The sequence below is a fragment of the Helicobacter mehlei genome (assembly GCF_003660265.1).
GTDB classification, from domain to species: domain Bacteria; phylum Campylobacterota; class Campylobacteria; order Campylobacterales; family Helicobacteraceae; genus Helicobacter; species Helicobacter mehlei.
Genome location: NZ_QXQP01000001.1, coordinates 1 through 22,860, shown reverse-complemented (window position 1 = coordinate 22,860; position 22,860 = coordinate 1). Strand labels below are relative to the sequence as shown.

Annotated in this window: 20 protein-coding genes and 5 tRNA genes; 3 read left to right on the top strand and 22 right to left on the bottom strand. The window is 47.5% G+C overall.

Annotated elements, in window-relative coordinates; translation table 11 throughout:
• Positions 1-5 precede the first annotated feature (5 nt).
• The 20 genes from EAO36_RS00120 to EAO36_RS00025 form a co-directional block, all read right to left on the bottom strand.
• Positions 6-1,160, bottom strand: a complete 1,155-nt coding sequence (locus EAO36_RS00120) for a phosphoribosylaminoimidazolecarboxamide formyltransferase (protein ID WP_120947849.1) — start codon at positions 1,158-1,160, stop codon at positions 6-8.
• Positions 1,153-1,833, bottom strand: a complete 681-nt coding sequence (locus EAO36_RS00115) for an IMP cyclohydrolase (RefSeq protein ID WP_120947848.1) — start codon at positions 1,831-1,833, stop codon at positions 1,153-1,155. The genes EAO36_RS00120 and EAO36_RS00115 overlap by 8 nt, the downstream gene beginning before the upstream one ends.
• Positions 1,827-2,840, bottom strand: a complete 1,014-nt coding sequence (gene purM, locus EAO36_RS00110) for a phosphoribosylformylglycinamidine cyclo-ligase (protein WP_120947847.1) — start codon at positions 2,838-2,840, stop codon at positions 1,827-1,829. The genes EAO36_RS00115 and purM overlap by 7 nt, the downstream gene beginning before the upstream one ends.
• 12 nt (positions 2,841-2,852) lie before the next feature.
• Positions 2,853-4,250, bottom strand: coding sequence for an amidophosphoribosyltransferase (gene purF, locus EAO36_RS00105; RefSeq protein WP_120955488.1), 1,398 nt, complete (start codon positions 4,248-4,250; stop codon positions 2,853-2,855).
• Between the two features lies 1 nt (position 4,251).
• Complete coding sequence (gene purC, locus EAO36_RS00100) at positions 4,252-4,962, bottom strand: phosphoribosylaminoimidazolesuccinocarboxamide synthase (RefSeq protein WP_120955486.1); 711 nt, start codon at positions 4,960-4,962, stop codon at positions 4,252-4,254.
• Positions 4,959-5,438, bottom strand: coding sequence for a 5-(carboxyamino)imidazole ribonucleotide mutase (gene purE, locus EAO36_RS00095; RefSeq protein ID WP_120947845.1), 480 nt, complete (start codon positions 5,436-5,438; stop codon positions 4,959-4,961). The genes purC and purE overlap by 4 nt, the downstream gene beginning before the upstream one ends.
• 412 nt (positions 5,439-5,850) lie before the next feature.
• Positions 5,851-14,544, bottom strand: coding sequence for a DNA-directed RNA polymerase subunit beta/beta' (locus EAO36_RS00090; RefSeq protein WP_120947844.1), 8,694 nt, complete (start codon positions 14,542-14,544; stop codon positions 5,851-5,853).
• 121 nt (positions 14,545-14,665) lie between these two features.
• The gene (gene rplL, locus EAO36_RS00085; RefSeq protein WP_120947843.1) at positions 14,666-15,040 is read right to left on the bottom strand and encodes a 50S ribosomal protein L7/L12; all 375 of its coding nucleotides are present in this window, start codon (positions 15,038-15,040) and stop codon (positions 14,666-14,668) included.
• Positions 15,041-15,049: 9 nt separating this feature from the next.
• Positions 15,050-15,532 carry a 50S ribosomal protein L10 gene (gene rplJ / locus EAO36_RS00080; protein ID WP_120947842.1) on the bottom strand — a complete coding sequence of 161 codons (483 nt, stop codon included), beginning with the start codon at positions 15,530-15,532 and terminating at the stop codon, positions 15,050-15,052.
• Positions 15,533-15,615: 83 nt separating this feature from the next.
• Positions 15,616-16,317: a 50S ribosomal protein L1 gene (gene rplA, locus EAO36_RS00075; RefSeq protein WP_120947841.1), complete on the bottom strand. Its 702-nt coding sequence runs from the start codon at positions 16,315-16,317 to the stop codon at positions 15,616-15,618.
• Between the two features lie 10 nt (positions 16,318-16,327).
• On the bottom strand, positions 16,328-16,753 hold the full coding sequence (gene rplK / locus EAO36_RS00070; RefSeq protein WP_120947840.1) for a 50S ribosomal protein L11: 426 nt from the start codon (positions 16,751-16,753) through the stop codon (positions 16,328-16,330).
• A gap of 9 nt (positions 16,754-16,762) precedes the next feature.
• Positions 16,763-17,290 (bottom strand): transcription termination/antitermination protein NusG, encoded by a 528-nt coding sequence (gene nusG / locus EAO36_RS00065; protein ID WP_104638355.1) that lies wholly within the window; start codon positions 17,288-17,290, stop codon positions 16,763-16,765.
• 15 nt (positions 17,291-17,305) lie between these two features.
• Positions 17,306-17,485: a preprotein translocase subunit SecE gene (gene secE / locus EAO36_RS00060; RefSeq protein WP_120947839.1), complete on the bottom strand. Its 180-nt coding sequence runs from the start codon at positions 17,483-17,485 to the stop codon at positions 17,306-17,308.
• Between the two features lie 29 nt (positions 17,486-17,514).
• Positions 17,515-17,590, bottom strand: a tRNA-Trp gene (locus EAO36_RS00055).
• A gap of 17 nt (positions 17,591-17,607) precedes the next feature.
• Positions 17,608-17,766, bottom strand: a complete 159-nt coding sequence (gene rpmG / locus EAO36_RS00050) for a 50S ribosomal protein L33 (RefSeq protein ID WP_006017816.1) — start codon at positions 17,764-17,766, stop codon at positions 17,608-17,610.
• 13 nt (positions 17,767-17,779) lie between these two features.
• Positions 17,780-18,979, bottom strand: coding sequence for an elongation factor Tu (gene tuf / locus EAO36_RS00045; RefSeq protein WP_120947838.1), 1,200 nt, complete (start codon positions 18,977-18,979; stop codon positions 17,780-17,782).
• Between the two features lie 53 nt (positions 18,980-19,032).
• Positions 19,033-19,108, bottom strand: a tRNA-Thr gene (locus EAO36_RS00040).
• A gap of 20 nt (positions 19,109-19,128) precedes the next feature.
• A tRNA-Gly gene (locus tag EAO36_RS00035) sits at positions 19,129-19,205 on the bottom strand.
• Positions 19,206-19,207: 2 nt separating this feature from the next.
• Positions 19,208-19,293 (bottom strand) — tRNA-Tyr (locus tag EAO36_RS00030).
• Positions 19,294-19,295: 2 nt separating this feature from the next.
• Positions 19,296-19,368, bottom strand: a tRNA-Thr gene (locus EAO36_RS00025).
• A 119-nt stretch (positions 19,369-19,487) separates the two neighbouring features.
• Between EAO36_RS00025 and EAO36_RS00020 the strand changes: the two genes are divergently transcribed.
• The 3 genes from EAO36_RS00020 to EAO36_RS08880 all read left to right on the top strand — a co-directional run bounded on the left by EAO36_RS00020 (position 19,488) and on the right by EAO36_RS08880 (position 21,844).
• Positions 19,488-20,345 carry a hypothetical protein gene (locus EAO36_RS00020; RefSeq protein ID WP_235852330.1) on the top strand — a complete coding sequence of 286 codons (858 nt, stop codon included), beginning with the start codon at positions 19,488-19,490 and terminating at the stop codon, positions 20,343-20,345.
• A gap of 2 nt (positions 20,346-20,347) precedes the next feature.
• Positions 20,348-21,475, top strand: coding sequence for a hypothetical protein (locus EAO36_RS00015; protein WP_235852329.1), 1,128 nt, complete (start codon positions 20,348-20,350; stop codon positions 21,473-21,475).
• Between the two features lie 237 nt (positions 21,476-21,712).
• Positions 21,713-21,844 (top strand): hypothetical protein, encoded by a 132-nt coding sequence (locus EAO36_RS08880; RefSeq protein WP_268877247.1) that lies wholly within the window; start codon positions 21,713-21,715, stop codon positions 21,842-21,844.
• A gap of 81 nt (positions 21,845-21,925) precedes the next feature.
• On the opposite strand, the gene EAO36_RS00010 is transcribed toward EAO36_RS08880, so the two are convergent.
• Together EAO36_RS00010 and EAO36_RS00005 are read right to left on the bottom strand one after the other, a co-directional pair.
• Positions 21,926-22,291 (bottom strand): heat shock protein transcriptional repressor HspR, encoded by a 366-nt coding sequence (locus EAO36_RS00010; protein WP_120948703.1) that lies wholly within the window; start codon positions 22,289-22,291, stop codon positions 21,926-21,928.
• Positions 22,292-22,293: 2 nt separating this feature from the next.
• On the bottom strand, positions 22,294-22,860 hold a 567-nt coding region (locus EAO36_RS00005; RefSeq protein ID WP_235852328.1), incomplete at its 5' end, for a J domain-containing protein.

Genomic DNA, 22,860 nt, shown 5'->3' with positions numbered 1-22,860 from the left:
TTCTCCTAATGGTGGAATAAACGCAAATGGGTAAAGATCATCACCATGCCCAGTGCATCGCTGGTGGCAATCACGCTTTTATCCTGCTTGCTCCCCCCACTTTGAGCCACATAGCCCACTCCACTTAAGGCGGCACGCTCCAAACTATCACTAAATGGAAAAAACGCATCGCTCCCCAAACTCACGCCACAAATCCCTTTGAGATAGCCTACTTTTTCCTCTAGGTTCAAGGGTTCAGGCGGGCTCGTGAAATGCTCTAAATCAGCTTGAGAAAGCCCGTGGGTGAGATAGGCATAGATGAGGTTATCTCTAGTGGGGCGGGGCAATTTGGGCCTAAAGGGCAAATCTAAGACTTTGGGATGGACTCTTAAATGCCACAAATCGGCTTTATCAGCGGCGATCTTGGTGCAATAAATGCGGGATTGTTGCCCTGCCCCCACCCCGATGGCTTGCCCCTCATAGGCTAGGCAAATGGAATTAGACTGGGTGTATTTGAGCGTGATGAGGCTCAAAATCAAATCTTCCTTAGCTTGCGTGGGCAACTCTTTTTTTTGACTCACAATGTCTTTTAAACAATCTAGGTTAATGGGGGCATGGTTGCGCTCTTGGGTGAGTGTGAGCCCAAAAACATCGCGTTTTTCTAAAAGTGGGGGGGTGTAGCTCGGATCGATTTGTAAAATCACATACCCCCCCTTTTTCTTTTGCTTAAGCAACTCTAGGGCTTTAGGCTCAAAGTCAGGAGCGATGATCCCATCGCTCACCTCAACGCTTAACATCTGCGCACAAGCCAGATCGCAAGGTGCACTCAAAGCTACAAAATCCCCAAAGGAGCTTAGCCGATCCGCCCCCCGTGCGCGTGCATAGGCAGTGGCTATAGGCGAATCATTGATCGCCGGACTTAAAAAATAGGCTTTTAAACGCGCCTCTTCAAGAGGTCTAGCCAGCGCGCTAGAGGTGGGGCTAGCATGTTTAAACGAGGTGGCAGCGGGGCACTTTAGAGCGTATTCCAATTCTTTGACCAACTGGTAGCCATTGAGCGCATCTAAAAAATTGATGTAACTAGGGTTGCCATTGAGGATTTTAAGCGGGAGGGTGGGTGCACTTAAAGAGGCTTGGAGCTGGTGGGGGTTGATTCCGTATTTGAGGGGCAAACTAGGCATGGGTTTTCCTATTAAAAATGAGGGTTTTCACTTGGCCACTTTTTAAATGCACACTCTGCACACAAAGCGCAACTTTATATTCACTATCCAGTGCCTCCCATAGGCTTTCGCCCCACTCAGTCAAACTAGGCGGGATTGTAAGGGGCTTAGGCTCGCCACAAAAGGCAGGCAAAGGGTCGTTATCATGATCGTAAGTATGCAAGAAATGCCCCCGCCCAGCCACGCTCTCGTATTTATAAAAAAAGCGCGCACAAGCGGGCGGCTCTAGAGCTTTGATCAAGCTAAGTTGGTAACTAAAGTCTGCCCCATCTAAGCAAACCAACGCGCTAATGCGGGGCGTGAAATGGGGCGCATCAGGCTCAAAAGTTTGGGTGCGCAAAGCCCCCTCAAAACTCCCCTCCTCTTGTAGGGTTTGCACAATCGCCTCAGTTTGACTCCCATTGCTAATCACAATTTGGCGATCACCCACATGCACTAAGGGCGGGTAGAGGATGAGCGTTGTGTCTTGAGTTGTGGGTTCTAGTAGAGAAATTTTAACGTTGTCCCCCTCAAGGCTCAAAAATCGGTTTTGGCTAGCCCCACTCCTGCCCATCAAAAAATACCCCAAAAAGACACAATCCCCACTCGCCCCGATGAGAATACCCCGCCCAAAATATCGTTGTTTGCCTAGCATAGCTCCACCCCCTCCCCACTAACAACTTCTCCGATCACATAAGCACTTACCCCTGCTTGTTTTAAAATCTCTAAAGCTTGGCTGGCATGCCCGCTCTCTAGCACGATCACCATCCCAACGCCCATATTAAACACGCTAAAACATTCCAACAGCCCCAGCCCCCCTAAAGAGCGCAAAAAATCAAAAATAGGCGGGGTGGGGAAGGCTTTTAGATCAATTTTAGCTTTTAGCCCATCAGGCAAAGCCCGGGGGATATTTTCCAAAAAACCCCCACCGGTGATGTGTGCGATGGATTTAACCCGGATTTTAGCCAAGAGTTCTAACACGGGCTTAACATAAATACGCGTGGGGGTGAGCAAGACTTGGGCTAGATTTTGCCCTTCAAAATCGGTGTGTAGCGCATCGATTCTCTGATTGGCTAAAATTTGGCGCACTAAAGAAAAACCATTAGAATGCAACCCGCTAGAGGCTAGCCCAATCAACACATCGCCCACTTGCACACTCTTAGAGTCTAAGATTTGGGATTGTTCTACAATCCCCACACAAAAGCCGGCTAAATCGTATTCTTTAGGCGCATAAAATCCAGGCATTTCCGCACTCTCCCCGCCCAAAAGCTCACAATCCGCCTCGATGCACCCTTGTGCTACGCCCGCGACAATGCTTTCCACCTTGCTAGGCTCGTTTTTATCAAGGGCGATGTAATCTAAAAAAAACAGGGGTTTAGCCCCCATGCACAAAACATCATTCACACACATCGCCACACAATCGATCCCGATACTGCTGTGATCTTCCAACAAGAAGGCCAACTTTAACTTGGTCCCCACGCCATCAGCTCCGCTCACCAGCACGGGCTGGCTATAATCCTTTAAATCCAGCGCAAAGAGCCCGGCAAAACCCCCGATCGTGTTGAGGGGCTGGATTTTGGTGCGCGCAATGTGTTTTTTCATGCGTTCCACCGCTTCATAACCGGCTTGGACATTTACGCCCGCTTGCTTGTAAGATTCCATTATAATTTTCCTTTAAATGTGGGTGGGGGCTTTGAGGGTGATTTTTTCTTTGGGCGTGGGGGTGGGGTAGTGCCCTGAAAAACACGCCTTGCAACAGCCCAAACCCTCCAGCATAAAATCAATCCCCTCTAAGGGCAGGTAGGCTAGCGAATCCAAACCTAAAAGCTGGGTGATTTCCTCAATGCTGTGCTTGTGGGCGATCAAATGTTCTTGAGAATCAATGTCTGTCCCATAGAAACAGGGGTGCAAAAAGGGGGGGGAGGAGATTCGCATGTGGATTTCTTGCACCCCCACCCCCCGCAATAGCTGGGCTAGGCGTTTGGTGGTGTTCCCCCGCACAATGGAGTCATCAATCAACACGATCTTTTTGCCTTGTAGATTGGGAATGATCGGGTTGAGTTTGAGGCGTAATTTCTCTGTGCGTTCTTGCTCAGGGGCAATAAAAGTGCGTGTGATGTAGCGGTTTTTGATAAAGCCCAAAGCGTAGGGAATCTTAGATGCTCTAGAATAGCCCAAAGCCGCATCAATCCCCGAATCAGGTACGCCCACCACGACATCGGCTTGAGCGGGGGCAATTTGAGCCAAATATTCCCCTGCGCGCAAGCGCGCCAAATGCACGCTTTTACCCTCTAGCATAGAGTCGCCCCGCGCAAAATAGATATACTCAAAGGAGCAAATTTTGCGTTCTTGTTTGGGGGTTAGAGAGCAGGCGTGCAGGCCACTAGAATCGATGCTCACCATCTCACCCGGATCGATATCCCTAATAAAAGATGCCCCTAAGGCATCTAAAGCACAACTCTCAGAGGCAACAATGTAAGTCCCACTAGGGGTCTGCCCCAAGCATAGGGGTCTAAAGCCAAAGCAATCCCTAAGGGCGATGAGTTTATCAGCGGTCATGATCACTAGAGAGTAAGCCCCTTGCAAGCTAGGCACAGCGGCTAAAATCGCCTCTTCTAGGCTAGAGGTGTGTAATCTGTGCTTGGCGATCAAATAGGCGATCACTTCTGTGTCGCTGGAGGTGTGGAAAATACAGCCCTTGAGCTCCAATTCGTAGCGTAGGGCTAGAGAATTAACCAAATTCCCATTATGGGCGATGGCAATGGGCTCTTTAATATGATTTAACACAATGGGCTGGGTATTGGTGCGGTTATTCTCCCCTGTGGTGCCATAGCGCACATGCCCGATACAAATTTCCCCCTGACCTAGGCGTTCTAAGATAGTGGGGGTGAAAACCTCGCTGACTAGCCCCGTATTTTTATAATAGGTGATATGCCCCTTGTGTGTGAGCGCGATCCCACAGCCCTCTTGCCCCCTGTGTTGCAGGGCACACAGAGCATTATAAGCTAGGGGGGCTAGCTGGGTACTTGTGGGGGCAAAAGCCCCAAACACCCCGCATTCTTCCTTAACCATGCTAACTCCTAACAGAGACCTTTTCTAAGATGAGCGCATAAGCCTCACACACCCCGCCCAAATCCTGTCTAAAGCGATCTTTGTCGAGTTTTCGGCGAGTTTGGCTATCCCAAAAACGGCAAGTATCTGGGGAAATCTCATCGCCTAAGATGATCTGCCCACCAGAGTGCCCAAATTCTAACTTGAAATCCACCAAAATAATCCCTCTTGGCTTGAAATACTCTTGCAAGTGGGCATTGATTTTTAAGGCTAGGACTTTGATCTGCTCTAATTGATCCAAACTAGCCAGTTTGAGGGCTAGGGCGTGGTGATCGTTGATGAGTGGATCGCCAAGAGAATCATTTTTGTAGCAAAACTCTAAAACTGGGCTCTCAAAGCTTGTGCCCTCTGCAATACCCAATCTTTGTGCCATCGAGCCCGCACACAAATTACGCACAATGACCTCTAGGGCAAACATCTCCAGCTTTTTGACGAGGCTTTGGGTGGGGCTGAGTGTTTCCACAAAATGGGTTGCCACGCCTTGATCGTGCAAATACGCCATCAGCTGGTTACTAATGGCATTATTGAGCGCGCCCTTGCCCTCTAAAGTGGCTTTTTTAGCTCCATTAAAAGCAGTCGCGCTGTCTTTATACTCTACAATGCAAAGAGTCGGATCGCTGGTGGCATAGACTTTTTTAGCCTTGCCTTCGTATAAAAGAGTTGTGGGTTTCATAGGAGCCTTTGGAGTTCAAGATCGGCTTGCAAGACTTGAGATTCTTGCTCTTGGCGGTGCTTAGTGAGTTTTTGGGCTAAAAGGGGATCGTTTAGGGCGAGTATTTGTAAAGCCAGTAGTGCAGCATTGCTAGCCGCATTGATCCCCACACAGGCAACTGGGATACCTTTAGGCATCTGCACACTGGAGAGCAAGGAATCTAGCCCGCCTAGATCGGAGGTTAAAATGGGTAGAGCGATGATAGGGCGGGTGGTGAGCGAAGCGATCACACCTGCTAAATGTGCGGCTTTGCCAGCAGCAGCGATAAACACGCTACAACCACTCTCCAAAACAAAACTTTTGAGAGCTTGGGGGGTGCGGTGCGCTGAGAGTATGCGCCATTCAAAGGGTGCGCCAAAATCTTGTAAGATTTTGACCCCCTCTTGCACGATCGGCGTATCGCTCTGGCTCCCCATCAACACAGCAACTTTTTCCATGGCAAACCTTAAGATGAGGGATAAAAACCTATTTTAGCAGATCACGCCCCAAAAACGGCTTTGAGCCATTGCATTTTGTGAATACAGATTAATTCAAGCTAATAAGCTCAAAATGGGCAAAACTTAGGCTAATGGTTGTGTTCAGAAATTAATCAAAAATAAAAAAGTCCATTTGGCTGGAGTTGATATTGGAGACTTAAGGGACCCGAGTTGGTTGTTTTATCAGCCAGAGCGCACAAACTTTAAAGGCTTAGAAACTTGGGAACTGTCTAGGGTCGGGTGTATGGAAGATATATTCTTGGGTTGTGATAGTCCCACCAAATACCCAGCATGGCATGGGGGTTATAACACCCAAAACATGCCAGAATTTTAGTTAGCCAGTTGTGCCCCTATAGGGCAAGGGGGATTTTCATTAGTGTTTGGCACGCTCCTCCTCAATTTTAACCCCCACTTTTTTATCCTTGTAAAGCCCTGTGCCTACAGGGATCATGCGCCCTAAGACGACATTTTCTTTCAAGTCCTCCAAGAAGTCCTTTTTCATCGCAATGCTCGCCTCTGTGAGCACTTTTGTGGTCTCTTGGAAGCTGGCTGCTGAGATAATGCTATCACTCCCAATGGCAGCGCGGGTGATTCCCAAAAGCACGGGTTCAGCAATGGCAGGCTCACCCTTGAGGCTTAAGATGCGCTGATTCTCCTCTTTAAAGTGCTTTTTGCTCACCAAATCGCCTTCAATGAACTTAGTATCCCCGCTATCTAAAATCCGCACTTGGCGTAACATTTGGGAGACGATGATCTCAATGTGCTTATCGGCAATGCTCACCCCTTGGCGACGATAGACTTGTTGGACCTCGCTCACAATGTATTTGTGCAACTCTTTTTCCCCGCTAATGCGCAAGATGTCATGACTGCTCACCACGCCATCAGTGATCGCCTCGCCTGCATGCACAAATTCATTGGCGTGGACTAAAATCTGCTTGCCCTTATCCACAAAATATTCCACGCTACGCCCATCAGCAGAGGTGATCAAAACCCGCTCTTTATTGCGCGCGCTCTTGCCAAAGCTCACCACCCCATCAATTTCAGAAAGAATCGCGATGTCTTTGGGCTTGGATTTTCTAGCCTCAAAAATATCAGAAACCCGGGGCAAGCCCCCCGTGATGTCTTTAGATTTGATGGTGGCTTTGGGGATTTTAGCCAAGATGTCGGCAACCTCAACGGCCATGCCCTCATTGACCACAATAGAGGTTTTGGGCTCTAGCAAATACTGGATACTCTGCCCATCTGTCTCCAATAATAGACTGGGCTTGTAACCACTGGGGATATATTCATTGATCACCAAAGTGCGCACCCCCGTATTTTCATCCTCACTCTCAGTTGCACTCACTCCAGAAATAATGTCCATGTAACGCACAACCCCGCTGGCATCAGCAATAATAGGCGTGTTGTAAGGGTCCCAAGAGGCGATCACATTCTTAGTGTCTTGACTGGGTCTGACTAAGAGCGTATCGCTTTCAACAGGACTATTGTCATCAACTTCCACAACCGAATCTCTAGCGATGTAGTGGCGGATTGCCTCTTGATCGTTCTCATCGGCCACCACAGCAAACAAACCCTTTTCTTGCACCACATCACCTGCCCGAATACCCCTAGAGCGTTCCAAGTGATCGCCTACCAAGTGGTAATACTTCACTACGCCCCTCTCTTTGGCACTGATTTCTTGAGTGATGGGGTCGTTATCATTGATGGCAATTTCACTTGCATAGGGGATACGGTTAGGCACATTCCAGCCATCTTTAATGATGTCAGCAATGCTCCCACCCTCACGCACGGCATGCCCGCTGGCATAGGGCAAATAAATTTTGCCCTCAATCTTGCCACTCACGCCTGCTAACTCATTGGGTTTGGCCACATCGCTCTTTCTAAGCACAAACTTAGCCTCTTGCCCCTCACCCACCACGCTCAAAACGACCTCTTCATGCGCGCTATCAATTTTCAACACGCCAGCAAAAGGGGCTTTGATCTTGGGCTCAACCACAAGAATCGCTGCGTTGCGGCGATTGACAATAATATTTTTACCCTCCTTGTTTTGGTAGGTTTTGATATTAAAGAAGCGCACAAAACCCTCATTGTTTGCCACAATTTCATGTTCTTCTTGGCTCCTTGAAGCCGTCCCGCCCACATGGAAAGTCCTTAGGGTTAATTGTGTGCCCGGCTCCCCAATGGATTGGGCCGCCACCACGCCCACAGCCTCCCCGGGTTTGACCATCTTGCCCTCGCCCAAGTTTAAGCCATAGCATTTGGCACACACGCCCTTTTGTGCCTTACAGGTTACGGGCGTGCGAATCGTTACGGATTTGATCCCCGCTTCAATGATTTTTTTAGCCTTCTCCTCATCCACCATTGTATCGGCGTTTAACAAAACCTCATTTGTGAGCGGATCGATGATGTCCTCAACTAAGACGCGCCCAAAAATGCGCTCTTCTAAGGGCTCGATCAGCTCACTCCCTACGGTGATGTCTGTAATCTCGATTCCCTCATGCGTGCCACAATCCTCTTGCACGACCTTGACATTTTGGGAAACATCGATGAGCTTACGGGTGAGATAACCAGCCGTGGCGGTTTTCAATGCCGTATCGGCTAACCCCTTACGTGCCCCGTGCGTGGAGTTAAAATATTCTAGGACATTCAAACCCTCTTTAAAGTTGGAGATAATAGGCGTTTCAATGATCGTACCATCCGGTTTGGTCATCAACCCACGCATCGCAGAGAGTTGCCGGATTTGGGCAGCCGAGCCACGTGCCCCGCTATTAGCCATCATATAGATGGAGTTAAAGCCCTCTTTGTCCTCCGCAATGGCTTGCATCATTTCCTTGCTCATCAAATCATTGACCTCCGTCCAAATGTCAATGATTTTATTGTAACGTTCTTGTGTAGTTAAATGCCCACCCTCAAATTGCGCTTGGATTGCCCGCACCTTTTCTTTGGCATTTTCCACCATGCGGATTTTATTTTTGGGTGTGATAATATCTTCCATAGAAATGGAGATTCCAGCCTTAGTGGCGTAGCGGAAGCCTAGCATTTTGAGATTGTCTAAAAAGCGCGCACTCGCCCCAATCCCGCTTTCTTTATGCACAAAATCCACCAATGCCCCAATGTCCTTTTTGGTCATCATTTTATTCCATAGGTGTATGGGCACAAAGTCGGGCAAAATGGATTTTAAAACCAAACGCCCAGCAGTGGTGTGTAAAATGTGGCGATCGTGCAAGACACGCACCTTAGCATGCAAATCTAGCACCTTGGTATCCACAGCCATCAAAACCTCATGCACGCTGGAAAAGAGTTTATGCTCCCCTAATACCCCACTCTTTTCCAAAGAGAGGTAGTAAAGTCCTAGCACCATATCTTGGCTGGGCACGGCGACCGCCTTACCACTAGCAGGCAATAAAATATTCATCGAACTTAGCATTAAAACCTTGCACTCGGTGATGGCTTCTTGGCTTAAGGGCACATGCACAGCCATTTGATCCCCATCAAAGTCGGCGTTGAAAGCCGAACACACTAAGGGGTGTAACTGAATCGCCTTGCCATCAATGAGTTTGGGGTGGAAGGCTTGAATTGATTGTTTGTGCAAAGTGGGGGCGCGGTTGAGCAAGACAGGATAGCCTTGCACGATTTCCTCTAAGCATTCCCAAACTTCATTGCTTTTTTGCTCGATCATGCGCTTGGCTTGCTTGAGGGTGGTTGCAAAGCCCTTTTCCTCTAGCTTGGAGAGCAAATGGGGTTTGAAGAGTTCTAAGGCCATGTTTTTAGGCAACCCGCATTCATCCATGCGCAAATTAGGCCCCACCACAATCACGCTACGCCCCGAGAAATCCACCCGTTTGCCCAACAAGTTTTGGCGGAAACGCCCTTGTTTGCCCTTGATGATCTCTGAGAGCGATTTTAAGGGACGTTTGTTGGCACCCTTAACGGCGTTAGCATTTCTGCCATTATCAAATAAGGCATCTACGGCCTCTTGCAACATGCGTTTTTCATTGCGCACAATGATTTCCGGCGCACCCAATTCCATGAGTCGTTTCAGGCGTTGGTTGCGATTAATCACGCGACGGTAGAGCTCATTGACATCGCTGACAGCAAATTTGCCTCCATCCAAAGCCACGAGCGGGCGCAAATCGGGGGGTAGCACGGGCAGGGCGGTGAGCATCATCCACTCGGGGCGATTGCCTGAATTTAAGAAACTCTCCACCACTTTAAGCCGTTTGATGAGTTTCTTTTTCTTGGCATCTGAATTGGTCTCCTTGACATCCTCTTTTAAGCTTCTGAGCAAAGCGACTAAATCCAACTCTTCTAAAAGGTCCTTGATCACCTCCCCGCCCATGTGTGCCACAAAACCCTTATCTTCATTGAGGCGCGCCACGCTTTGGAATTGCTCCTCATTTAAAATGTCGTATTTGCAAATGGGTTTGGTGCATTCGCTATCATAAAAAGCCTCGCCGGGTTCTTTGACAATGTAGGCTTCATAGTAAAGTACGCGTTCTAAGTCCTTCATCTTGATCCCTAGTAGCGTACCAATGCGGCTAGGTAGAGAGCTCACATACCAAATATGCGCTACGGGCGTGGCTAGCTCAATATGCCCCATTCTAAAGGAGCGCACTTTGGAGCTGGTGATTGCTACCCCACATTTTTCACAAGTGCCGATGGTTTTGTAGCGGGGTTTTTTGTATTTGCCACACAGGCATTCATAATCCTTGGTAGGTCCAAAGATTTTCATACAAAAGAGTCCGTCGCGCTCGGGCTTGAGGGTGCGGTAATTGATCGTCTCGGGCTTTTTAACCTCCCCATAGCTCCACTCTTTGATTTTATCCGGGCTAGCCAAAGTGAGTTGGAAGGAGCTAAAGTCTTTGGGGCGATCGTCCTCTTTGATCACAATGGGTTTAGGCGCGCCAAATTCATCCACTTCCTCATTAAAGATATTCACATCTAGCCCCAAAGATTGTAATTCTTTGGTCAAAACATAAAAGGTTTCCGGGATTTCAGATTCGCCCACATGTTCGCCCCGTGCAATGGCTTTATAGGCATTCTCACGCCCTCTAATGTCATCAGATTTCACGGTGAGCATCTCTTTAAGCGTGTGGGCTGCTCCATAAGCCTCCAATGCCCAAACTTCCATTTCCCCAAAGCGTTGCCCCCCAAAAAGTGCCTTCCCGCCTACAGGTTGGTGGGTTACCAAAGAATAGGGTCCTGTGCTTCTAGCATGCACCTTTTCATCCACCAGGTGGTGCAATTTGAGCATGTACATGTAGCCCACATTCACCCGTTCTTTCATCTTTTCACCCGTGCGCCCGTCATAAAGCTCGGTTTTGCCATCCAAATCAATTTGGGCTAGCTTAAAGAGATTCATGAACTGCTCACTAGAGATGCCCTCAAAAACGGGGATGGCAAACTTGACTCCAGAACTCCAATCGCGCGCATAGCCCAAAAGTGCCTCATCGCTGCACTTTTCCAGCATTTTAGCCAAATCATGGTTATCCACATTCACCACATGGGCGATCTCGAGCATTTTGGCGCGCAATTTTTTAAGCATGTCCGCATTGTGTTGCTCTAAGAGGGTGCTGATTTGATCCCCTAATTGTTTGCCCACCAAGCCCAAATGCACTTCCAAAATCTGCCCGATATTCATGCGGCTGGGCACGCCTAGGGGGTTTAGCACAATATCGACCGGTTGCCCATCGGCAGTATAGGGCATGTCGGCAATGGGGACGATGTTAGAGACAATGCCCTTATTGCCATGCCGTCCTGCCATTTTGTCCCCCACCTTGAGCTTGCGCTTGGTGGCGATGTAAATTTTAACCTGCTTGATGACCCCATTGGGCAAGATGTCATCTTTTTCTAAGATCGAGAGTTTTTCCTCGTGTTCTTGACCTAAAATTTTCTTTTGCTCTAAGAAGTTGGCTTTGATTTGCTCAAAGCGATCTTGGACCTCTTTTTTGTATTTCTTGGCGAGCGAATTGAGCGCAAAGCGGTTGATCTCGAGCACCACCTCTTTAGGGATGCAATCACCCTTAGCGTATTCGACCTCATTTAGAGTCGTGGCTTCCTCTAGGGGCTCTTTGGAGAAAATCGAGCTAATTTGTAAAAGTTCCTCGCGATTGAGCATGGTTAGGCGATCGTAGTGCTCGATGTCTAGCACCGCCTTCTCTTCCTCATAGGCACTAATGGCGCGCGCGTCTTTTTCATAGCCCTTTTTGGTGAGGATATTCACCCCAATCACCGTCCCCTCCAAAGAGGGGGGGCAATAAAGAGATTTATTGACCACATGCCCAGCCTTGTCCCCAAAGATGGCGCGCAAGAGTCGTTCCTCTGGCGTGCTTTTCATCTCACCCTTGGGGGACACCTTGCCTACCAAAATCATGCCTGCACTCACATAAGTTCCGATCTTGACAATCCCCCCGCTATCTAAGTGAGCAACCTCTTCTTCTTTGACATCGGGAATGTCCGCGCTAAACTCCTCGATCCCATGTTTGAGCTCTCTAGCTTCAATCTCTTTTTCATAGATATGCACGGAGGTAAAAATATCCTCTTTGGTGATCTTCTCGCTCACCACGATTGCATCTTCAAAGTTATAGCCATTCCAAGGCATGAACGCCACACGGATATTTTTCCCTAAAGCCAACTCACCTTGATCCATGCTGGGGCCATCGGCAATGATCTGCCCTGCCTCCACCACATCGCCCACTTTGACAATGGGAACTTGGTTAAAACAGGTGTTTTGGTTGGTGCGTAGGTTTTTTTGCAACAAATAGGCATCAATGTAGGTTTCTTTGTCATCCTCCCCTAAAATGTAGATGTTTTTGGAATCCACTTTTTCGACAACCCCCCCACGCTGGGCCTTCACGCTCCCCCACGAATCGCGGGCGATGATCTTTTCAATGCCGGTGCCCACGATGGGCGTTTCTGCCTTTAAAAGGGGCACGGCTTGGCGTTGCATGTTGGTGCCCATAAGCGCGCGGTTAGCATCGTCATGTTCTAAAAAGGGGATGAGCGAGGCGGCCACGCCCACCAGCATGCGCGAGCTTAAATCCATTAAAGTAACCTTGTGTTTTTCATTGAGCACAATTTCCCCGCCCACACGTGTTTCCACTAAATCCTCTTGGATATAGCCTTGTTTATCCACCCGTGTGCTAGCAGGTGCGATCACCTGCCCTTCCTCTTGGATTGCAGTCAAATACACCACTTCATCGCTAACCTTACCATCCACCACCTTTTTATAAGGAGCTTCAATGAAACCTAGGTCATTGACACGGGTAAAGGTGGATAGGGTGTTAATTAGCCCGATATTTTGCCCCTCTGGGGTCTCAATGGGGCAGATACGCCCATAGTGGGTGGGGTGCACATCGCGTGCCTCAAAGCCTACGCGATCCTTGACTAGCCCCCCCTCACCCAAAGCGGACAAACGGCGTTTGTGTGTAACCTCGGATAGCGGATTGGTTTGATCCATGAACTGGGAGAGTTGCCCGCTCATGAAAAACTCTAAAATGGTGCTGGTGATCATCTTAGAATTGACCAAATCATGAGGCATGAGCGTATCTAGGGCAGTGTTCATAGTGGTGAGCTTATCTTTAATGCTCTTTTGCATTTTCATCAAGCCCTCGTGCAATTCGTTTGCTAAGAGCTCGCCCACAGCACGGATACGGCGGTTACCCAAGTGATCGCGATCGTCAATCTGCCCTTCAGCGTTTTTAATCTTGATCAAGTATTTGACCGTCTCAATGATGTCCTCATGGGTGAGCACGGTGACATAATCGGGTACTTTTAAATGCAATTTGTGGTTCATTTTCATGCGCCCAACCATCGTTAAGTCATAGCGTTCGGGATCAAAAAAGAGTTGTTGCACATAAGCCTTAGCCACGTCTGGGGTTACAGGATCCCCCGGGCGCATCACCTTGTAAATACGCACAGCCGCTAGGGCATTTTCGTCCTCTATTTTCTCACTCTGTCTGAGCAATTTGAGCGATTCGTTTTTGAGCGATTCGGCATCGGTGCCAAAGGATTTGATGATGGAAGCATCATGCCCTAAAGCCAAATCATTGGCGATCACAAATTCCTCAATGCCACTGGCGCGTAGTTTGTCTAGTTTAGGGGCTTCTAGCTGGGTTAGAGTATCTAACAACACGCCCCCATCACTATCCAAAACCGGTTCGGCTAGGTAGCGGTTGAGCAAAATATTTGTGGGGTATTCGACCCACTCTACCCCGCTTTCTTTAATTTCTCTGGCTTTTTTAGCAGTGATCTTTTTGGTCGCTGCCAGTAAAATATTCCCCTGATCGTCCTTGAGATCAAAATCTACCCGGCTATTGGCATCAATGCTCTCAAAGGGGATAAAGTATTTACCCTCTGTGGGGCTGATAGCTTTGTAGCGCACCTTTAACAACGGGTAGAAAATTTTAATAATGTCCTGTTTGCTATAACCTAGAGCCCGGAATAAAATAGTGGCTGAGACTTTACGCCGTTTGTTAATGCGCACATGCAAGATATCTTTCACATCGTATTCAAAATAAAGCCACGATCCACGATCGGGAATGATCTGTCCGGTATAGATGAGTTTGTTTGCGCTGGTAGAAGATTTTTCCTCTTTAAAAATCACGCCCGGACTCCTGTGGAGCTGATTGACCACCACGCGCTCTACGCCATTGATGATAAAGGAAGTGCGATCGGTCATCAAGGGGATTTCACGGATAAAAATATTTTGCTCTTTAATATCCTTAGCCCCCAGTTTCTCCCCACTCTTAGAATCCCTCTCCCATAAAATCAAACGGATTTTAATTTTCAAGGGAACAGAGTAGGTAATCCCTCTCTCCATGGCTTCTCTCACGGTGTATTTGGATTTCCCATACTCACACCCGCCATATTCAAGGGTGATGCGGTTTTGGGTGTCATGGATGGGGAAGACAGACTTAAACACCCGTTCAATCCCGCTCTCCTTACCTTCTTTGGCGTATAAGAACGCTTCATAGCTGTCTTTTTGCAAGAGTAGGAGGTTGGGGACTTCTAGCTCTTGTGGGAGTCGTGTAAAATCCGCGCGTAAGCGATTCCTTAAAGTATCCATGTCTATAAACCTTTATTGGTGGATTTGAAGCTTTGGGTAGATTGACCTAAATAACGCACGCTACATCCTTGCGCCACTTATCTCCCCTCCCTTCCCCTCCTTTTTGTAAAAAGACAAAAAGCTATTTGATTTCGACTTTTGCCCCCACTTCCTCGAGTTTTTTCTTGATGGCCTCAGACTCTTCTTTATTCACACCTTCTTTGAGTACGTGCGGGGTTTTCTCGGTGGCTTCTTTAGCCTCTTTAAGCCCTAGCCCGGTGATCTCGCGCACGACTTTAATGACCTTAATTTTTTCCGCCCCGGTTTCAGCGAGCACCACGCTAAACTCGGTTTTTTCCTCAGCCACTTCAGTAGATGCTCCGGCTACAGCTCCAGCTACTGCCACAGGTGTTGCGCTCACGCCAAACTTTTCTTCAAACGCTTTAACCAGTTCTGAGAGCTCTAAAACACTCAAGCCCCCAATATACTCTAACACTTCTTCTTTGCTAATTGCCATAGTCATCCTTTATTCTTGTTCTTTTGCTTTTCTCAAATTGTCCAAACCGGTAACAAAATACCTTGCCGGTGCCATCCAAACAGACAAGAGCATGCCAATAAGCTCTTCTTTGCTGGGTAATTTGGAGATAGCCTCCACATGCGCGCGATCCACAGCTTGCTTTTCATAAAGCCCGGCTTTGATGTGAAAATGATCCTTGTGGTCCTTAGCAAAGCCCATCACCAATTTAGATAAAGCGATCTGATCGCTCCCCCAAACAAAGATATTAGTCTCTTTAAGCTCTAAGGGACTTAGACCCGCTTCTTGAAGGGCTAGGCGGGCTAAGGTGTTTTTGACCACCTGCACTTGGATGCCCTGCACTCTAGCAGCATTACGTAATTGCTCTAAGTGCTTGACTGGCAAGCCTTTATAATCACACACCACCAACGCATCCATGCTGGCGAATGCCTCTTTTAAGCGTACCACAAGCTCTTGTTTTTGCTCTTTATTCATGGTTTCCTCCTTTCCGACCTGACTTCCACAAGGCTACCAAAGTAAATCAAGCTTGCGCCCTTGTTTCTTAAGTCTAAGATAAATTATTTTGTGTCCATCAACTCTTGACAATCCAAACGCACACCCGGGGACATGCTCAAAGACACCACACCATTGCGGATATATTTGCCCTTTGAGGTATTGGGTTTGAGTTTATTAAGTGTGCGGACTAGCTCCAACAGGTTTTGCTGGATCTGCTCTTCACTAAAGCTCGCTTTGCCAATGGGGGCGTGCAAATTGCCCTTTTTATCCACGCGGAAATTGACTTGCCCGCTTTTGGCATTGCTCACGGCTTTTTTGACATCCATCGTAACGGTGCCAGTTTTGGGGTTAGGCATCAAGCCTTTAGGGCCTAAAATACGCCCCACCTTCCCCACAACCGCCATCATGTCCGGAGTGGCGATCACCATGTCAAAACTGGTATTCCCGTTTTTGATCTCCTCAGCCAAATCCTCGCCCCCGACCACATCAGCCCCCGCCTCTTTAGCTTCATCTAGTTTGATGTCTTTAGCAAAGACAGCTACACGCACTTTTTTACCGGTGCCATGGGGCAAGACCACCGCTCCGCGCACCATTTGATCGGCATGTCTGGGATCGACCCCTAGACGCAAAGCCACCTCCACACTTTCATCAAACTTAGCCGAAGCTAGGGATTTGACTACACTAACGCCCTCTTGAACGCTATGCACCTTGTCTTTATCAAACTTTTCTGCTAATTTTTGCAATCTTTTTGCCACTTTTGCCATGTTTTCTCTCCTACTCTACAACCTCGATGCCCATGCTCCTAGCACTCCCCATGACGATCTTTTTAGCTGCCTCTAGGGTGGTGGTGTTGAGATCCTCCATCTTGTTTTGGGCGATCTCCTCGACTTGTTGCATGGTGAGCTTACCCACCTTGTTTTTAAGGGGGTTATCTGAGCCTTTGGCGACCCCGCTGGCTTTTTTAATCAAGTCTGTAACGGGGGGTTTTTTGGTGATAAAAGTGAAACTTTTATCTTGATAAACCGTGATGATCACGGGGATATTAAAACTCCCCATGTCTTTTGTGCGCTCATTAAATGCCTTGCAAAACTCCATGATATTCACACCCCTTTGACCCAAAGCTGGACCTACGGGCGGAGAGGGGTTAGCCTTGCCTGCGGGGATTTGTAACTTGATCTCGCCGACAACCTTTTTTGCCATGCATGCTCCTTAAATGATTTTTTCAACTTGAGAATATAAAATCTCAATCAAAGTATTGCGCCCAAAAATAGACACATTCAGCTTCAACTTGCGGTGCTCGACATCGTATTCTTCCACGACAGCCGTAAAATTCGCAAAAGGTCCTTCAATGATGCGCACCACCTCCCCGCGTTCATAATAAATCTTGGGCTTGGGGGCTGCCCGGTGGGTCATTTTCTCTAAAATGTTGCTAATATCAGCTTCCCCTAGAGGGGTGGGTTTCTTGCTTTCTCCAATAAAACGACTCACTCTAGGTAAAGATTGGATTTTGTGCCAAAGCACTTCATCTAAATCGACTTTGATAAACACATAACCCGGATACAAACTCCGCTCAGTAACCTTATTCTTGCTCTTTTTAGAAAGCTCGATCACATCCTCAGTTGGCACAATCACCTCTTGGACACGATCGGCGATATTGTGATCGCTCACCATGTTTTCAATGGCTTTTTTAACCGCCTGTTCGCTCCCCGAATAAGTCTGGATCGCATACCACTCCATACCCATTAAATTCCCCTAAAGCACGCTAGAAACAAAAGCCGACAAAACAAAATCTATCAAAGTCAAAAATAGCGTGATGATCGTCACCACAACCAAAACGGATACTAAGGCATTGCGAATCTGCTCTTTGAGCGGAAAAATCACCTTTGACAGCTCTTCTTTTGTCAATTTATACTGAGATAATAACTTCTTCATGCCACCCACTTTTAAAATCTTACACCCACTGGCAGGCCAGGAGGGACTCGAACCCCCAACAACCGGTTTTGGAGACCGACGCTCTACCATTGGAGCTACTGACCTTCACCCCTCCCCATCCTCTAGCTCTTGAGCTTGATCTCCTTGTGCAAGGTGTGCTTGTTTTCTCTGCGACAAAACTTCTTGAGCTCCAGTTTTTCTGTGTTTGTTTTGGCGTTCTTGGTGGTACTGTAGTTGATCTCCTCACACCCCAAACATTTCAAACCTACCTTAACTTTCACAATGATCCCCCAACTACTCAATGATCTTTGTAACCACGCCCGCACCCACGGTCTTACCACCTTCGCGGATCGCAAATTTTGTCCCAAGTTCTAGGGCAATAGAGCTAATGAGCTCCACAACAATTTTAGTGTTATCCCCGGGCATGATCATCTCTGTGCCTTCAGGCAAAGTGATAGAGCCGGTTACATCGGTGGTGCGGACATAGAATTGGGGGCGATAGCCATTGAAAAAAGGTGTATGGCGACCACCTTCCTCTTTGGAGAGGACATAGACTTCGCCTTCAAATTTCTTATGGGGAGTGATGGAGCCGGGCTTACAAAGCACCATACCGCGGAAGACTTCCTCTTTTTTTGTGCCCCGCAAAAGCACGCCCACATTGTCCCCAGCTTCACCTTTTTCAAGTTCTTTGCGGAACATTTCCACACCAGTAACGGTGGTTTTTTGGGTGTCTTTAATGCCAACAATTTCCACTTCATCCCCGATTTTCACCACACCGCGTTCAATACGACCGGTTACCACGGTACCTCGACCAGCGATAGAAAACACATCTTCTACGGGCATCAAGAAAGCTTTTTCAGTATCTCTTTCGGGAGTGGGGATGTATTTATCCACTTCTTCCATGAGTTGTAAAACCTTTTGACCCCATTCGCCTACGTTACCTGATTTGGCTTCTTCCAGGGCTTTAAGAGCAGAGCCAGCAATGATAGGGGTATCATCTCCGGGAAACTCATATTGACTCAAAAGTTCGCGCACTTCCATTTCCACCAAGTCCAACAACTCTTGGTCATCGACCATGTCTTGTTTGTTCAAAAACACCACGATATAGGGTACGCCCACTTGACGGGCTAATAAGATGTGTTCGCGGGTTTGGGGCATGGGACCATCAGCAGCTGAGACAACCAAAATCGCGCCATCCATTTGGGCGGCACCGGTGATCATATTTTTCACATAGTCAGCGTGTCCGGGACAATCTACATGTGCATAGTGGCGGTTTTCTGTGGAGTACTCAATGTGAGAAGTAGCAATGGTAATACCCCTCTCTTTTTCCTCAGGGGCGTTGTCAATGTTGTCATAATCTTTGAGTTCGGCTAGACCTTTGAGAGATAGCACCGCAGAAATCGCCGCGCTCAAGGTAGTTTTGCCATGATCTACATGCCCAATGGTCCCGACATTGACATGGGGCTTATTTCTTTCAAACTTTGCTTTTGCCATATTTGACTCCTATCTAAAATTTTAAAAAGCCACGTTAAGGGATTTGCATCAACTGGAGCCCATAAGCGGAATTGAACCGCCGACCTCTTCCTTACCAAGGAAGTGCTCTGACCCCTGAGCTATATGGGCACTTTGCCAAATCTCCTAACTGGAGCGGGAAACGGGACTCGAACCCGCGACCCTCAGCTTGGAAGGCTGATGCTCTAGCCAACTGAGCTATTCCCGCGCTGGTGGTGAGACGTGGATTCGAACCACGGAAGGCGAAAGCCAGCAGATTTACAGTCTGCCCTCGTTGGCCACTTGAGTATCTCACCGGAGCTGGCTAAGGGACTTGAACCCCCAACCTGCTGCTTACAAGGCAGCTGCTCTACCAATTGAGCTAAGCCAGCATAAAACTTATATTATAGCAACTTCATTGTCTATTTGTCAAGTTTTCTTGACTCCTTAGATTTTGTGGCGTGTAACGCTTTTTAGTATAATGCACGATTCCCCAATAAAAGGAGTGCCTGTGCAAAAAATCTTAAGTCTTGTTTGTTTGTCTTGTTCCATGCTCCTAGGCAACCCCTCAGATTTTAACACCAAAACCACTAAACAAGTGTATTTGCATTTTGTCCCCTCTTCTAAACCAAAGGAAGTGTTTATGATTTTAAAACAAGTGCCCTTACACGCCACCTCTTTTAATGTGCTGTTAGCGCAAAATGTGCAAACCCAAGAGCAAGAAGTGTCTTTATGGGATCCCAAAAGTAGTTTAATGTTGGCTGCCAATGGAGGGCTAGTTTTGCCCGATCCAAGAGATTACAAGCAAATCCTAGAGTTGCGTCAGCAAGCAGCAAAGCATAATGACCCCTTGCAAAAGGAGCGTTTTATCGCCACGCATGCCAAAGCTTTTAAAGCATTTATCAAGGCACTGCCTCCAAAAAACACCATCACCCTAGAATCCCCATCCAAGCACCCCGTTAAGGAGGTCTATTACATCTCTAAAGGAGTCCCGTCCAAAGAGATTGTAGCTAAGCTTGAAAAGCTCACCAAAGAGGCAAGGGTGCATGTGGTGTTATTAGGAGGATACCCTAGTGAAGATGTGGAGAATACTCTCTTCTTGGGGGCAGCTCTTTGCCTACAATATTTCCAACAAAACCCGCAACACCTTAGCACCATAGCGCGTTTGCAACAATGCACGCGGTTTTTAGACTCGGATGTGTTGGATAATGAAGCAGAGACTCATACATTGGAACATAAAACTATGGCGCGCATCACGCAAAACATCAGATTGACCCTTAGATTGGGGCTTGCTAAAAATCGCGTTACAGATTCAGATGATCTTGCTTTCTTCTTGCCCCTCTTTTACACACTCCCCAAAAAGGATTAAATATGCGTTTGTTAATGTTACTATGCCTTTGTATGGGTAGTTTGCTTGCTGGTGGGCTTACTAGTGAGGATAATTTACAAGCGTTGTCTAAGTTTTTAGGCACTAACCCCCTTGAAAAAGAGCGCACGAGTTTAAATGCTAAGTTTGATGTAGTGGTTGCCGTGCGCTCTAAAGCATATGACAAATTGTATGTCTTTGTGGTGAGTAAAGATAACAGCCAAGCTTACAGAGCTCAGGATTTCTTAGAGCGCGCCACGCCCCAAGAGAAAACCTATATCCATCAGAGAATACAAGAGGCGCGCGCCTATGAGAACACGCCCCCTAAGATTAGGGATATGTTAAACAATAAGGTGCCTGAAGGGGATGATGAGGGGGAAGAAAATGAACCCAGAGACATCGCCCTTTTATCTCTAAAACCCTTAGAAGGGACAGATTTTAACATCGCCCAGATCAAGGATTATGCCCAAGCACATCAAGGCGCATTCTATGGTTGGGGTGTGCGCACCACCACTTATAGCACATGGATTTTAGACAAGGGCAACACTTTGGCTATTGAGCTCACTGACCCTTCTGGTGGATTTAAGCAAGCCCGCCAAATGATTAGGCGGAGCATGCAAGAGATGCAAAAGGCTAATGATGCCTACTACCACCGTGATTTTAACGCCCTTTTTGATCTCATTCCGACCTCTCAAATCGTTACGATCCTTTCTCAAAACCCCCAAGCTAAAGACCTCTATATAGTCTTACCCAGTGCGATTGATAGTAATATGGAGATTTTCGCTCAAAGCCAGCGCATTGTGGAGGATTTTCCCAATATGCTCAAAAAGGCAAATCTGCATATCATCCTTACTGATGATAGAAACACCGATAACAATGGCGATATCCAAACCTTTAACAAACAAGTCCGTTGTCGCCAAAACAACGCTGCTAAAATTGCCTTGTTCCAAAATTATTTTGCCATTAAGGACACTGATTATGTCAATCTTGATTGCTCTAGCCCCAAAGAGAAGCACCAAGAACACAAATGGGCTAATTGGCAAGATGCCTTTTTTGGCATGGGAGCTTGTGGTGATAGGGTGGTGGATTACCACCCCGTGCCTTTTGTTTATGAATATAGAGGGGGGGAGTAGTACCCTGAATCCCTCGAATCAATCATTTTGCCATTTTTCAATGGCTAGTTATCCATTGTTAATATGGAGGGGCGGTAGTCGCTGGTCTCCTCTTTGTGGGTTGCACCACTCGGTTAGACGCCATTAACCCTAACCAGCCATTGACGGATAACACAACCTCTGTTTTTGGGTATGCATGCAACAACTCACTTGTGCCCTTATGGCAAGGCACATAATGGAGGATTTAAGCAACGGGCGATGCAACAGGTGCAACAACAGGCCAATATATATGCTAGTGGATTTGGTGCAAAGCAAGAGAAGTTGATCGATATCGGTGCAACAAAGAAATCTATCCTTGGTTTTGGTAGCTTTTGGGCAGTGAATGCGTGAAAGTGCGTGGTTGTGCAAGTCCCATATCACATTAAAGGGCATATAAGAGGTCAAAGAGTGGGTTTGAGCCCCCTCTGTGCTTTAAGACTTCTTAAATAAAATCAACTCATAGGAAGTTTTTTGGATTTGTTTGGCTTCTGTGGGGGTAGTGGCGTGTTTTTTCACGTGGGCTTGGAGTTGCTCATTGAGACTATCGAGCTCATCTAGGCGTTCTTTTAAACGCAAAATGATATCCACCCCTGCTAAATTCACACCCATATCACGGGTTAGGCGCAAGATCGTCTTGATCTTATCCACATCGCGTTGCGAATAGAGGCGCATTTTCCCATCGGTGCGCTTAGGCTCTACTAGCCCCTCTTTTTCATATTGGCGCAGGGTCTGGGGATGCACGCCTAAAATCTTAGCCACCACGCTGATCAAATAAAGCGGTGCGTCATAATCCACCATGCCTAATCCTTTAATTGTTCTTGCAAAACTTGCTTAAACTGCGCACTCATGCTATCAGTATGGGGCAAAATTACATTAGCCTTTAGGTATAAGTCCCCCATGTTCCCACTTTTGCGGTTTTTAACCCCCAATTCTTTAAGGCGGAATTTTTGGGCGTTTTTGGTATTGGGTGGGATTTTCAAGCTAACTTCCCTGTGCAAGGTTTCCACCTGCACCTTGCCCCCAAAAAGTGCAATCTTCAAGGGCAGATCAAAGGATTTAATGAGATCGTCTCCCTCTCTGGTGTATTCGCTGTCCTCCAGCACATGCACTTTTAAGAGCACATCGCCCTGCATTCTGCCCTGTTGGTGTCCGCGCCCCCGTGCGCGCAACACCTCGCCCTCCTTGACCCCAGCGGGGATTTTGATCTCAAAACTATCATGTTGGAGTTGGATTTTACGCTTTGCCCCTAAAACTGCCTCTCTTAGGGCAATTTGGATTTCCACTTGGACATCTAAATTTTCTGAAAAGCCAAAATCCCCAAAGTTGCCAAAACTCCCACCCCCCATACCCCCCATGTTAAAGCTCCC

Bases quoted from the DNA above. Each gene is read 5' to 3' on its own strand.
- EAO36_RS00120 (WP_120947849.1), bottom strand. From the start codon at position 1,160: ATGCCTAGTTTGCCCCTCAAATACGGAATCAACCCCCACCAGCTCCAA.
- EAO36_RS00115 (WP_120947848.1), bottom strand. From the start codon at position 1,833: ATGCTAGGCAAACAACGATATTTTGGGCGGGGTATTCTCATCGGGGCG.
- purM (WP_120947847.1), bottom strand. From the start codon at position 2,840: ATGGAATCTTACAAGCAAGCGGGCGTAAATGTCCAAGCCGGTTATGAA.
- purF (WP_120955488.1), bottom strand. From the start codon at position 4,250: ATGGTTAAGGAAGAATGCGGGGTGTTTGGGGCTTTTGCCCCCACAAGT.
- purC (WP_120955486.1), bottom strand. From the start codon at position 4,962: ATGAAACCCACAACTCTTTTATACGAAGGCAAGGCTAAAAAAGTCTAT.
- purE (WP_120947845.1), bottom strand. From the start codon at position 5,438: ATGGAAAAAGTTGCTGTGTTGATGGGGAGCCAGAGCGATACGCCGATC.
- EAO36_RS00090 (WP_120947844.1), bottom strand. From the start codon at position 14,544: ATGGATACTTTAAGGAATCGCTTACGCGCGGATTTTACACGACTCCCA.
- rplL (WP_120947843.1), bottom strand. From the start codon at position 15,040: ATGGCAATTAGCAAAGAAGAAGTGTTAGAGTATATTGGGGGCTTGAGT.
- rplJ (WP_120947842.1), bottom strand. From the start codon at position 15,532: ATGAATAAAGAGCAAAAACAAGAGCTTGTGGTACGCTTAAAAGAGGCA.
- rplA (WP_120947841.1), bottom strand. From the start codon at position 16,317: ATGGCAAAAGTGGCAAAAAGATTGCAAAAATTAGCAGAAAAGTTTGAT.
- rplK (WP_120947840.1), bottom strand. From the start codon at position 16,753: ATGGCAAAAAAGGTTGTCGGCGAGATCAAGTTACAAATCCCCGCAGGC.
- nusG (WP_104638355.1), bottom strand. From the start codon at position 17,290: ATGGAGTGGTATGCGATCCAGACTTATTCGGGGAGCGAACAGGCGGTT.
- secE (WP_120947839.1), bottom strand. From the start codon at position 17,485: ATGAAGAAGTTATTATCTCAGTATAAATTGACAAAAGAAGAGCTGTCA.
- tuf (WP_120947838.1), bottom strand. From the start codon at position 18,979: ATGGCAAAAGCAAAGTTTGAAAGAAATAAGCCCCATGTCAATGTCGGG.
- EAO36_RS00015 (WP_235852329.1), top strand. From the start codon at position 20,348: ATGCGTTTGTTAATGTTACTATGCCTTTGTATGGGTAGTTTGCTTGCT.
- EAO36_RS08880 (WP_268877247.1), top strand. From the start codon at position 21,713: ATGCAACAGGTGCAACAACAGGCCAATATATATGCTAGTGGATTTGGT.
- EAO36_RS00010 (WP_120948703.1), bottom strand. From the start codon at position 22,291: ATGGTGGATTATGACGCACCGCTTTATTTGATCAGCGTGGTGGCTAAG.